Origin of the sequence: Pseudomonas sp. GW456-12-10-14-LB2, assembly GCF_002884345.1 — a bacterium.
In the GTDB taxonomy this organism is placed as follows: Bacteria; Pseudomonadota; Gammaproteobacteria; order Pseudomonadales; family Pseudomonadaceae; genus Aquipseudomonas; species Aquipseudomonas paraglycinae.
In genome coordinates, this window is sequence record NZ_POHV01000051.1 from 1 (window position 1) to 12,234 (window position 12,234).

Annotated in this window: 11 protein-coding genes; 4 read left to right on the top strand and 7 right to left on the bottom strand. The window is 63.6% G+C overall.

Annotated elements, in window-relative coordinates; genetic code table 11:
- The coding region (locus C1X29_RS25720; protein ID WP_102718697.1) for a LysR substrate-binding domain-containing protein at nucleotides 1–831 on the bottom strand (831 nt) is incomplete at its 3' end.
- A 110-nt stretch (nucleotides 832–941) separates the two neighbouring features.
- Between C1X29_RS25720 and C1X29_RS25725 the strand changes: the two genes are divergently transcribed.
- The 3 genes from C1X29_RS25725 (at nucleotide 942) to C1X29_RS25735 (ending at nucleotide 4,210) form a co-directional block, all read left to right on the top strand.
- Nucleotides 942–1,646, top strand: coding sequence for a haloacid dehalogenase type II (locus tag C1X29_RS25725; RefSeq protein WP_102718679.1), 705 nt, complete (start codon nucleotides 942–944; stop codon nucleotides 1,644–1,646).
- Nucleotides 1,647–1,677: 31 nt separating this feature from the next.
- Nucleotides 1,678–2,451: an aldolase gene (locus C1X29_RS25730; protein WP_102718680.1), complete on the top strand. Its 774-nt coding sequence runs from the start codon at nucleotides 1,678–1,680 to the stop codon at nucleotides 2,449–2,451.
- Nucleotides 2,452–2,638: 187 nt separating this feature from the next.
- Nucleotides 2,639–4,210, top strand: coding sequence for a GGDEF domain-containing protein (locus C1X29_RS25735; RefSeq protein WP_102718681.1), 1,572 nt, complete (start codon nucleotides 2,639–2,641; stop codon nucleotides 4,208–4,210).
- Nucleotides 4,211–4,270: 60 nt separating this feature from the next.
- Here C1X29_RS25735 and C1X29_RS25740 read toward each other — a convergent pair whose 3' ends face one another.
- The 4 genes from C1X29_RS25740 to C1X29_RS25755 form a co-directional block, all read right to left on the bottom strand.
- On the bottom strand, nucleotides 4,271–4,561 hold the full coding sequence (locus C1X29_RS25740) for a hypothetical protein (protein ID WP_102688574.1): 291 nt from the start codon (nucleotides 4,559–4,561) through the stop codon (nucleotides 4,271–4,273).
- Between the two features lie 77 nt (nucleotides 4,562–4,638).
- Complete coding sequence (locus C1X29_RS25745; RefSeq protein ID WP_102718682.1) at nucleotides 4,639–7,065, bottom strand: TonB-dependent receptor; 2,427 nt, start codon at nucleotides 7,063–7,065, stop codon at nucleotides 4,639–4,641.
- 99 nt (nucleotides 7,066–7,164) lie between these two features.
- On the bottom strand, nucleotides 7,165–8,124 hold the full coding sequence (locus C1X29_RS25750) for a FecR domain-containing protein (protein WP_085748565.1): 960 nt from the start codon (nucleotides 8,122–8,124) through the stop codon (nucleotides 7,165–7,167).
- Nucleotides 8,124–8,630: a sigma-70 family RNA polymerase sigma factor gene (locus C1X29_RS25755; protein WP_102718683.1), complete on the bottom strand. Its 507-nt coding sequence runs from the start codon at nucleotides 8,628–8,630 to the stop codon at nucleotides 8,124–8,126. Before C1X29_RS25755 ends, C1X29_RS25750 begins: the two co-directional genes overlap by 1 nt.
- A 240-nt stretch (nucleotides 8,631–8,870) precedes the next feature.
- Here C1X29_RS25755 and C1X29_RS25760 point away from each other — a divergent pair, with 240 nt between their 5' ends.
- Nucleotides 8,871–9,311, top strand: coding sequence for a carboxymuconolactone decarboxylase family protein (locus tag C1X29_RS25760; protein ID WP_102688578.1), 441 nt, complete (start codon nucleotides 8,871–8,873; stop codon nucleotides 9,309–9,311).
- Nucleotides 9,312–9,315: 4 nt separating this feature from the next.
- Here C1X29_RS25760 and C1X29_RS25765 read toward each other — a convergent pair whose 3' ends face one another.
- Both C1X29_RS25765 and C1X29_RS25770 read right to left on the bottom strand, forming a co-directional pair.
- A complete protein-coding gene (locus C1X29_RS25765; protein WP_102718684.1) occupies nucleotides 9,316–10,908 on the bottom strand; it encodes a DHA2 family efflux MFS transporter permease subunit in 1,593 nt (530 codons plus the stop codon).
- Complete coding sequence (locus tag C1X29_RS25770; RefSeq protein ID WP_102718685.1) at nucleotides 10,905–12,026, bottom strand: HlyD family secretion protein; 1,122 nt, start codon at nucleotides 12,024–12,026, stop codon at nucleotides 10,905–10,907. The genes C1X29_RS25765 and C1X29_RS25770 overlap by 4 nt, the downstream gene beginning before the upstream one ends.
- Nucleotides 12,027–12,234: the final 208 nt, after the last annotated feature.

The window sequence follows — 12,234 nt, forward strand, 5'->3', positions numbered from 1 at the left end:
CAATTCCCCCCGCAGAAACTCCACCAAACCCCGCTGCAATCCACTCAACACCCCTTCGCGGCTGACCAGCGCCAGCTCCGTCGGCGGCAATGGCGGCAAGTCCGTGCACACCCGATGCTCCGGCAACACTGCCGACGCCGGCAGCACCGAAACCCCGAGCCCGGAGGCGACCGCCGCCTGAATGCCGGTCAGGCTGTGGCTGCCGAAGGCCACACGCCATGGGCGTTGCGCCACGTCGAGCAGGCGGATTGCCCGTTGCCGGTAAAGGCAACCCTGGGGAAACAATGCCAGCGGCAGCACGCCAGTGGAGGCATCGAATTCCACGCCTTTGACCCACACCAGTCGCTCCGGCCAGGTCGCCCAGGCCGGGCCGCTGTCGGGTTCGCGTTTGATCAGGGCGATGTCGATTTCGCCGCTGTCGAGGCGCTGGCGCAGGTCGAGGCTCATGCCGCTGACGGTTTCCAGTCGCGCTTGCGGGTGGCTGCGGGTGAAGCCGGCGAGGATCAGCGCCATGCGTCGGGCGTCGAAGTCTTCCGGCATGCCGATGCGCAGGATTTCCAGATCCAGATCGCTGGCCAGGGCTTCGCTGGCCTCGGCCGACAAGGCCAGCAGGCGGCGGGCGTAATGAATCAGCAGTTCGCCGTGCTCGGTGACGCTGACGTTCAACCCGGTGCGGTCGCGCAACAGCAGGGCGTGACCGACCAGGTCTTCCAGTTTGCGTACCTGTTGGCTGACCGTGGATTGGGTGCGGTGGACGCGTTCGGCGGCGCGCGTGAAGCTGCCTTCATCGACCACGCAGACGAAGGTTTTCAGCAGTTCCAGATCCAGCATGGCGGCGGCCTCGATATTTGTTTGGCAACTGACGGTCGGCTATTTATTTAATTTCACACTATCACTCCGAGTTCATAAGCTGAAGCCCTCACTTGCAGAGGAATGCCCCCATGACCTTGATCAACACACCGCGCCCGCAATGGCTGACCTTCGATTGTTACGGCACCTTGATTCAATGGGACGAAGGCCTGCGCGCCGTGGCCGAGCGGATCCTCAGCGAAAAGGGCGAACACCGGGTCGACGCCGGGCGCCTGATCGAGGTTTACGACCGCCACGAACATCGCCTGGAACAGACGCCACCGCATCGCTCGTTTCGCGAACTCAGCACCCTCGGCCTGCAACTTGCGCTGGAAGAACTGGGCCTGGCGAGTGCCAGCGAAGACAGCCAGCGCCTGGCCGCTGCGATCCCGCAGATGCCGCCGTTCCCCGAAGTCGTCGAGACCCTCGCGCAGCTTAAGGCCAAGGGTTTCAAGCTGTGCATCGTCTCCAACACCGATGACGACATCATCGCCGGCAACGTCGCTCAACTCGGCGGCCATATCGACCGGGTGATCACCGCGCAACAGGCCGGTGCCTACAAACCGGCGCCGCGGCTGTTCGACTACGCTCATGAGCAATTGGGCGTCAGCCGCGATCAGGTGGTGCACATCTGCGCCAGCCCGATGCTCGACCACACGGCTGCCCGCGACATGCATTTTCGCTGTGTATGGATCGACCGTGGAACCGGTCGTCAGTTGCTGCCGGACTATCGGCCCGACGCGATCCTCAACACGCTGGACGAAGTGCTGCCGCTGTTCGCGTCCCTTGGCTGGTAAGAAACCACGCCCCTCATCAAGGAGTTTCGCCATGGCCCATACCCTGACCGGCAGCGCCCGACCCGCGCGTTACGCCTCGTTGCACCTCGACAGCGAAGCCGTCATCACCGCTCGCCAAGAGCTGGCGGCGTGCTTTCAACTGGCGGCGCTGCACGGGCTGGAAGAGGGGATCTGCAATCACTTTTCGGCGATGTTGCCGGGTCATGCTGACCTGTTTCTGGTCAATCCGTACGGCTATGCGTTTTCCGAAGTGACGGCGCACAACCTGCTGGTCTGCGACTTCGACGGCAACGTGGTGGACGGCGAGGGCCAGCCGGAAGCGACTGCTTTCTATATTCATGCGCGCCTGCATCAGCGACTGCCCCGAGTAAAAGTCGCGTTCCACACCCATATGCCGAACGCGACGGCGTTGTGCCTGCTGGAGGGGCCGCCGCTGTTGTGGCTGAGCCAGACCGCACTGAAGTTCTACGGGCGCACGACGGTGGACGAGCATTACAACGGGCTGGCGCTGGATGAGCGCGAAGGCGACCGGATTGTCGAGGTGATGGGCGAGGCCGACATTCTGTTTTTGAAGAACCACGGTGTGATTGTCGCCGCCCCGACCATCGCCGAGGCATGGGACGATCTGTATTACCTGGAGCGTGCCGCGCAGGTGCAACTGCTGGCGATGGCCACGCAACGGGTGTTGAAACCGGTACCGCACGCGGTTGCGCAACGGGCGTACGAGCAGATGCGCGAGGGCGATCCGGAAAGTGCGCGGGCGCATCTGCACAGTGCAATGCGGCGGTTGTCGAGCCGGGGGTAAAAGCGAGGAAAACGGGTAGGCAAAAATAATTCGCGCCGCAGGTCATCCAATTGCCCTGCGCGCCGATAGCAACTGGGTCGGGATCGTAGCGAGGGCACTTGGTTGCCCCACACAACCCGGTGGGCTACGCTCACAAGAACAAGGGTTTCGGGCTTTTGCCCCTGTCGTACCTGCCCAGGACACGCTTTTGCCTATCCCCATTCACGATCCGCATCAGGCCCCCGGCGGCACCCTCAAGCGTTTGCCCCTGCGCAAGGCGGCGGTGTTGTTCATCGTTGCTGTGTGTCTGTGCCTGTCCGGTCTGCTGTATTTGCAGATCGAACAGTCGCGGCGCCAGGATCTGGCCAACGCACAGGTGTCGTCGGCCAACCTGACCCGGGCCATGGCACAGCAGGCTGAAGACACTTTTCTGGCAGCGGATCTGGTGCTGACCAGCCTGGTCGACTGGGTTCAGGACGATGGTTATGGCGCGGCGCAGAAGCCACGTTTGCAGAAAACCCTCGCGCGGCGGGTGCAGCAACTGGAGCAGTTGCACGGCATGTTTCTGTTCGACCGCGAAGGGCAGTGGGTGATTACCTCATTCGCGGATCTGCCGCGCGGCAATGGCGTGGCGGATCGCGAGTACTTCAAGTTTCACCAGCAGAACGTCTCGGCCGTGGCGCACATCGGCCCGGCGATCCGCAGCCGTGAGAATGGTGAGTGGATCATCCCGATCTCGAAACGGGTCAACGACCACGCCGGCAATTTTCAGGGTGTGCTGCTGGCCGGGATCAAGATGTCCTACTTCGACCGGTTCTTCAAAAGCTTCAGCCTGGACGACAACGGCACCATGTTCCTCGGCCTGACCGACGGCACCTTGCTCGCTCGGCGACCGTTCGACGAGGCCCTTATCGGCACCTCGCTGGCCAAGGGCGAGATCTACCAGAAGTTGCTGCCCAATGCGTCCGCCGGCACTGCGATGATCGATTCGGTGGTCGATGGTGTGACGCGTCTTTATGGTTACCGACAGCTGGAAAGCTACCCGTTGGTGGTCGCGGCGTCTTCGTCCCGGGACACGATCCTCCAAGGCTGGTATGACCGGGCGTTCCAGTCCAGCGTGATCGTGGCGCTGGTGATGCTCGGCGTGGGGCTGTTTGGCTGGGTGTTCATTCATCAGGTGCGCGATGGCGAGCGGATCGAGAAAAACCTGCGCAAGGCCCAGCGGACGCTGGAGCAGATCGCCACCCACGACAGTCTGACCGGGCTGGCCAACCGGCGTCTGTTCGAGCGCTCGCTGGAGGTGGAGTTTGCCCGGGGCGCGCGGCAGTCGAGCCCGGTGAGCCTGATCATGCTCGATATCGATTTTTTCAAAAGCTACAACGATGCCTACGGCCACGTGGCCGGCGACCATTGCCTGACGCAGGTCGCGCAGGTGGTGAAAAACTGCTGCCAGCGCAAGTCCGATCTGGCGGTGCGCTATGGCGGGGAAGAGTTCGCGGTGTTGCTGCCGGACACCGACATCAACGGCGCGCTGGCGATTGCCGGGCAGATCCGCCGCAGCGTCATGGACAAACACATCACCCACAGCGGCTCGCCCACCGGTTATCTAACGGTGAGCCTGGGCTGCTACTCGTTTATTCCGCTGGGCAACGACAGCCCGGAGCTGTTCATCCAGCGCGCGGATGCAGCGCTGTATCAGGCCAAGAACGCCGGCCGCAATCGCGCGGCCGTATTGTCGATGGACGTCGGTTTCGGCGAATTGCTACGTTCGGATCGCTGACAAAAAACGGTAGGGTTCAGACACAGGCCATGGCCTTCACCACGGCCTGCTCTTGTTCGTTCAGCCGCCAGTGCCACCGCCGGCACCGCCCGTGCCGCCACCGGCCGAACCGGTGCCACCTCCTGCTCCCGAGCCTGAACCGCTGGCACCGCCGTTGGTGCCGGTGCCGCCACCCGCGCCGCTGCCGCCGGACGGCGAGCCCGGCGTGTTGTCGGGCGGCATCTGTGAGCCACTGGTGGAGCCGGATTTGGTGCCCGTGGCATCGGCGCCGTCGTTGGCGGCGAATGTCGCGGCTGAGCCCGTGGCCAGCAGGCCGATCAACAACAGCGAGGTGAGTTTGCGCGTCATCATGGTCTGTCTCCGGAAAGGGGATTACCTGATATTGGTCAGACGCGCCGAACCCTTGGTGCCGGCCGGATGACGAGCGGTCAGAAGTCCACGGTGGCAGAAACCTTCAGCGTGCGCGGCGTGCCCTGGGTCAGGTAACCGCCGTTGGCCGAGGCCCAATAGGCTTCGTTGGCGACGTTCTCCAGATTGGCCCGCAGGGTGATCTGCTTTTCATCCAGTTTGAAGGCATAACGCGAGCCCAGATCGAAGCGGTTCCACGCCGGAATGCTCTGGGTATTTGCCGCGTTGAGGTACTGGCCGCCGGTGCGCAACATCCGCGCGCTGAGGGCGGCACCTTCGAGGCCCGGAATGTCCCAGTCGGCGCCGAGGTTGAACTGGAAGCGCGGCACCCCGACGGCGCGGTTGCCGTCATTCACGCCGTTGCTGCTGCCTTCCAGTTCAGTCTTCATCACGGTTGCGCCGCTGAGCAGGCGCAGGCCGTCGAGCGGTTCGCCGTAGACGTTGAGTTCCACGCCTTTGTTGGTCTGCTGGCCGTCGACCCGGAAGATTCCGTCCTGGGTGTAGCTCGACGGTTGCTCGATGCGATAGACGCCGAGGTTGGCGCCGTAGCTGCCCATGTCCAGGCGCACGCCGGCCTCGATCTGCTTGCTGCGCACCGGGGCGAAGGTTTCGTCGCGGTTGATCGCCGTGGTCGGCGGCGTCGGGCCCTTGGCCAGGCCTTCGATGCGGTTGGCGTAGAACGACACGTGCTCCCACGGCTTGATCACCAGGCCGTAGACCGGGGTGGTGATCGACTCTTCATAGCTCGAAGTGCGGGCGCCGGTGGCGGTGCTCCAGCCGTCGACTTTCAGTGCCTGGCGACGCACGCCGAGGGTCAGCAGGATGCGGTCATCGACGAAGCCGAGGGTGTCGGAAATCGCCTCGCTGCGCAGGATGTTCTTGCCGGTGATACGCGGGTCGTTGATGTCGCTGGCGAACGAGGTGGGCGCCGGGCGCGGCTTGTCGGTGACGTTGTACAGGTTGGTGCTGTAGCGCCCGGCGGTGCCAATGGTTTCGAACGCCGAGCGCTGCTCGCCCCAGATGCCCGCCCAGCCGAGGTTCAACTGGTGCGTGACCGGGCCGGTGTCGAAGCGGCCGTTGAGCCCGGCCATGGCGCTCTGGTTGTCCTCGTCGTGGGGTGAATAGAGCATGCCGCCACGGGCGTTGCCGTTCAGGTTGGTGACGGTCAGCGACGAGTACACGCCGTTCTCGCGGGTGTGCTTGGCGCCGCCGGACACGTAGGCCGTCCAGTTGTCGTTCAGGTCATATTCGGCGCGGGCCATGCCGAAGGTGTCTTCGAGTTGCGAGTAGCTCCAGCTCTGGGCGTAGCTGGCGCTGGCGTGCGGCACCTTGGGGGCTTTTGTCAGGCTCGAATCGACATAGACCACCGAGCGACCCTGATTGATGACCTGCTTCTGATAGCCAAAATCGGTCGAGACCCGCAGGCGATCGCCGCGATAGTCCAGGCCGACGCTGAACAGCGACGAGCGCTGATCTTCGTCATCGACCGCGGTGTCGCCTTCGCGCTGCATCAGGTTGACCCGCGCGCCGAAGCGGTTGTCCTCGCCAAAGCGCTGGCCCAGATCCAGATGCCCGCCGACCCGACCGTCGGCGCTGTAATCGAGGGTGACGCTGCGGGTCGGCGTGTCCATCGCGCGTTTGGGTTGCAGGTTGATCCCGCCCCCGATGCCGCTGCCGCTCGGGGTCACGCCGTTGACGAATGCATTCGGGCCCTTGAACAGTTCGACCCGGTCCAGCGCTTCGACGGCGATGATCTGCCGGGGCAGCACGCCATAGAGGCCGTTATAGGAAATGTCATCGGAGGCCAGCGGCAGGCCACGGATCATGAACATCTGCGAGAAGTTGCCGAAGCCGTTGGACTGGCGCACCGAGGCATCGTTGAGCAACACATCGCCAACGGTCTGGGCCTGTTGGTCGGCCATGGTCTTGGCGGTGTAGCTGGTGACGCTGAAGGGCAGGTCGTTGACCTCCTGGTTGCCGAGCATGCCGATCTGCGCGCGGCGCGCGACCTGTTCGCCGCCAAAGGTGTCGCCGCTGTCGTCGTGCAGGGCGCTGACGTTGGTGGCGCCGAGTTCCAGCGCGCCGTCCGCCGCGACTTTCGGCGCCACGGTGTAGCCGTTGTGGCCGGTGCTGATCAGCTCGAAACCGCTGCCTTCCAGCAACCGCGCAAAACCGCTCTGCGCGGTGTAGCTGCCTTGCAGGCCCGGGCTCTGACGATTGCCCAGTTGCGCCGGATCGAACGACAGCGGCACGCCAACGCTGACCGCAAATTGCGCCAGTACATGGCTGAGCAGGCCGGGGCCGATATTGACGGTGCGGCTGGCGCTTTCACTGACGCTGTCGGCATGGGCGGCGCTCGGCAGCAATGTGCTGAAGGCCAGGGCCAGGCTCAGGTTCAGGGCCTTGAGCGCAAACGTGGCGGGGCGGGGCGATGGCATTGCGGTCATTCGGTGTTCCTGTCGGGGGCGTGGAATTGAAAGGTCTATCCACTCACCGGACGAGTCGCGAAAAGGTATCAGCGAATATCGAAAATATTTTCCGAGGGCTTAGACACGGGGCTCTACCGACAGCCAATAGCGGGTCAGGCTGTTGATGTTCAGAGGCAACGTATCGCTGAGCAAACGCAGGCTGGCGTCGGTGTCGCGCAGGGAAAACGCCCCGGACACGCGCATCGCCGCCACGTCCGGATGACAGCGCAGCACGCCCCGGCGATAGCGGCTGAGTTCGCCGAGCAATTCGTCCAGGCGCATGTTGCTGGCCAGCAGCATGCCTTTGTCCCAGGCCAGGGACGCGGTGTCGAAGGTTTCGGCGCTGTCGAAGCTGTTGAGCTTGAAGCGCTGACGCTCACCGGCCTGGAGAATCGCGCTCTGCTTGAGCAGTTGCGGGGTGATCTGGACCTGGCCTTCAAGCACCGACACCTGGCTGCGCGAACCCTCGGTACGCACGCAGAATCGCGTGCCCAGTGCGCGAGCCATGCCCTGCGGGGTTTCGACAATGAACGGGCGGGCGCTGGCGTCTGCGGCGGTGTTGATCAGCACTTCGCCGTTGAGCAGCAGGACGCGACGCTCCACCGGGCTGAAAGCGATGTCCACGGCGCTGTCGGTGTTGAGCACCAGTTGGGTGCCGTCCGGCAATTGCAGGTTCTTCTGCTCGCCGACAGCGGTGCGCTGGTCGGCGGTCCATTGCTGCCACGGCACATGCTGCGAGGCGATGCCCAGCGGCCCGGCCATCAGCAGCAGGCCGAGGCGGGTAAGGGTCTGACGACGGCTCAGGCCTTCTTTGCGGGACGCGCGTTTCAAGGTCTGGATCGCGACGTTGGCCGGCACGCTGCGTAAATCCCCCAACAGCGCTTCGGCCCGTTGCCAGGCCATGGCGTGCTCGGCGCTGCGGCTGCGCCATTGGGCGATGGCCTGATGGTCGGACGGGGTGGCGGTGCCGGAATGCAGTTGCACCAGCCAGTCGGCGGCTTCGCCGAGAATCTGCGGGTTGATCATCGACGAACTCATCAGGCGACACTCAGGCAGGCAATGAACGCGGCACGCATGTGCCGTTTGACGGTGATCAGCGAAACATTCAGGCGCGTGGCGATCTGCGCGTAGGTCAGGCCTTCGATCTGCGACAGCAGGAAGGTCTCGCGGGTCTGTTCCGGCAGTTCGCGCAGCAGCGCTTCGATGCGCCACAGGGTTTCGAGAATCAGGTAGCGGGTTTCCGGCGACGGCACTTCGGCGGCGGGCAGGTGCGCGATGGTTTCGAGATACGCGCGCTCCAGGTCCTGGCGCCGCCAGCGGTCGATCACCAGACCTTTGGCGATGTGCGTCAACAGCGCCCGGGGCTCGCTGCCCAACGGCTTGATCACCTGACGGGTGAGCAGGCGCAAAAATGTGTCGTGCGCCAGGTCGGCCGCATCGCAGCGGTTGCCCAGCTTGCGTTGAAGCCAGCCCTGCAGCCACCCGTGGTGTTCGCTGTAGAGCCTCTGGACTTGCTGATTCAACGGCTGATCGAGGGACGACATGGAGGGCAGGTACTCGTTTCGGGCGTCCGTTGCCAGAGATGCAATCGAGAGTGCGATTAGGGTGCAATTAAGAATTGATCGCATTCTAGTGGCGCGCAACGAGTGATGGCAATTGTCCTTTCACACTTTCTTTTCTGACACCGACGCAGTGGCCTACCCATCTTCCGGGAGATTGGCTATTTGCCGGTCCGGGCGCCGGGACTAACGTAGCCCCACATTCACTTGCCCCGGAGATCCCCGATGAAACCTCGTATCGATTTCTACACCGCGTCCCCCGATGCCCTGAAAGCGATGATTGCCCTGGAAACCGCCGTCTCGAAACTGCCGCTGGAAAAGACCCTGATCGAACTGGTCAAGCTGCGCGCTTCGCAGATCAACGGCTGCGCGTTCTGCATCGACATGCACACCGCCGACGCGATCAAGGGCGGCGAAACCCCGCGCCGGTTGTTCGCCGTGACCGCGTGGCGTGAAGCGCCGTTCTTCACCGAGCGTGAACGCGCCGCGCTGCTGTGGACCGAATCCCTGACCCAACTGAGCCTGACCCACGCCCCGGACGAAGATTACGAAGCCGTCGCTGCCCAGTTCTCACCCAAGGAAATGGTCGACCTGAGCTTGGCGATCAGCACCATCAACAGCTGGAACCGCCTCGCTGTGGGCTTCCGTAAAACTCCGCAAGCCTGATCGATCAATGTGCATCGGCACTCGGCGCGGCCGGTGGTTGCACCTTGCGCATCAAGGGCACCATCGCCGTGGCGATGCCGAAGCACACCATGATCATCAGGAACGTGTCGCCGTAGGTTTGCGTTTGCGCTTCACGGTAGGTCAGCAGCCATAGCTGACGCAGGCTGGCGGTGAGGCCGACATCGCCGCTCTGACCCAGCGCGGCAAAGTTGCCGCCGACCTGGGCCAGCCATTGATTCACTGCTTCGTTGCTGCTGTTCAGATGCTCCGCCAACCGGGTGAAGTGCAGGTTGGTGCGGTCGTTGAGAATGGTCGCGCACGCCGCAATCCCGATTGCACCGCCCAGGTTTCGCATCAGGTTGAACAGGCCCGACGCATGCTTGAGCCGCGCCGGTGCCAGGCCACCCAACGTCAATGTCACCGCCGGCGGCACCGCTAGTTGCTGGGCAATCCCGCGCAGCGCCTGCGGCAGCAGCAATTCTCCGGCGCCCCAGTCGTGGGTGATCGGACTGAATTCCCACATCGACAACGCGAACAACGCCAGGCCCGCCATCATGATCCAGCGCAGATCGATGCGATTGGCGAGAAAGGCGTACAGCGGAATCGCCATGATCTGGAACACCCCGGTGGAAAAAACCGCCAGACCAATGTCCAGCGCGCCGTAGCCGCGAACCCGGCCGAGAAACAGCGGCGTCAGGTAAATCGTCGCGAACAGGCCGATCCCGGTGACGAAGGAAAAGAAGCAGCCAAGGGCGAAGTTGCGATCCTTGAGCGCGCGCAGATCGACGATCGGATTGGCCACGTGCAGCGTGCGGCCGATGAAGGCCAGCCCCGCGAGTCCACTGATCCACGCGGTGGTCAGGATGGTCTGGTCGCTGAACCAGTTCCAGCGCGGGCCTTCTTCGAGGGTGTATTCCAGGCAGCCGAGAAACAGCGCCAGAAACACCATGCTCAGATAGTCCGCGCCCTTGAGCAGCGACAACTCCGGCTGATCGATCTTGACCAGCATCGGCACCGCCACGGCGACGAAAATTCCCGGCACCAGATTGATGTAGAACAGCCAGTGCCAGGAGGAAATGTCGGTGATCCAGCCACCGATCACTGGGCCTAATGTTGGCGCCAGCGAAGCCACGGCGCCGATGGTGGCAGCGGCGATTACCCGCTGTTTGCCGGTGAAGAAAAAGAACGCCGTGGTGAACACCAGCGGAATCATCGACCCGCCGAGAAACCCTTGCAGCGCGCGAAAGGCGATCATGCTCTGGATGTTCCAGGCGATGCCGCAGAGCAGGCTGGCGAGGGTGAAGCCGACCGCCGAGGCGCAGAACAGCCAGCGCGTCGAAAACACCCGCGACAGCCAGCCCGACAACGGGATCACGATGATTTCTGCGATCAGGTAACTGGTCTGCACCCACGCCGTTTCATCGGTGCCGGCGGACAACCCGCCGCCAATATCGCGCAGCGAGGCCGAGACGATCTGGATGTCCAGCAGCGCGATGAACATGCCGATGCACATGGTGGCGAAGGCGAACACTTTGGTCGCCGTCGCCATGTCGGCGGCATTGAATGGCTGCGCGGAGGCGGTGAGGGCGGTGCTCATGGCGCGCTGGCCACGGCGGTGGTTTCAGGTTGGGCACGGGTGTCGACTTCAGCCGTCACCGACAGGCCCGGACGCAGGTGGCCGAGCACGCCATCGGCCGGGTCGAGCAGAATCCGCACCGGCACGCGCTGGACGATTTTGGTGAAGTTGCCGGTGGCGTTTTCCGGCGGCAGCACACTGAACTGCGAACCGGTGGCCGGGGCGAGGCTGTCGAGGCGACCGTGGAATTCCTGGCCGGATAACACGTCGGCGCGGATGCTCACGCGCTGGCCGGGTTTCATCCGCGCCAGTTGATCTTCCTTGAAGTTGGCATCGACCCACAGGCCGCTGGCCGGCACCACCGACAGTTGCTGCGAACCGGCCTGCGCGTAGGCGCCGACCCGCGCGCGGCGGTTGCCGATCACGCCGTCGACCGGTGCGCGCAGTTCGGTGTAGCCGAGGTTGAGTTGCGCCAGATCACGCTCGGCCCGGGCTTGCTGGAGGGCGGCGCGGGCCTGTTGTTTCTGGGTTTCGATCACGGTGAGCTGGCGCTGCGCGGCCAGCAGTTCGGCCTGGGCTTTGGCGCTCAAGGCTTGCGCGGTCTTGAAGGTGGCGTCGGCCCGTTGTGCACTTTCCACCGAGACTGCATTGGTGGTCACCAGGCGTTTGTAGCGTGCGTTGTCATCTCGCGAACGGGCGGTTTCGGCACTGGCGGCATCAATGCCGGCGCGGGCCTGACCGATCACCGCTTGCTGCAGTTGTTCGGTGGCGTCGAGGTTGGCCAGCAGCGCCTCTTCGGCGGCAACGGCGCCTTCAGCCTTGGCCAGATTGGCGCGGTAGTCGCGCGCGTCGAGGCGGATCAGCACGTCGCCGGCCTTCACCCTTTGGTTGTCGCTGACCAGCACTTCCTCGATGTAACCGGCGACCTTCGGCCCGATCACCGTGACGTCGCCGCCGATGTAGGCATCGTCGGTTTCCTCGAGAAATCGCCCCGTGCCCCACCAATGCGCGGCATACAGCCCGGCGAATACCAGCGCAGCCAGTCCCGCAGTCGGCAACAGCAGGCGTTTGAGCAGGGGAGGTTTGGGGGCGCTGACCGGAACGGCGAGATCGGGTTCTACGGTGGGCATGCTGGTCATGGCGTAATACCTGAAGAAGCGGAATGGCTATTACGACCGTAATATGACGCGAGTAATATTTTGTGGCAATTGATTTTTTCCGCCGATCGTCAGATGAAGACTGTCGAAAGAAGAAGCTGACCATTTGTTTAAGAAATGTAAGCGCCGTAGGAAGCGTCTTGCATTTGTGTAGGAAGGCTCTGACTATCACCGCAATTGATGGGGTGGC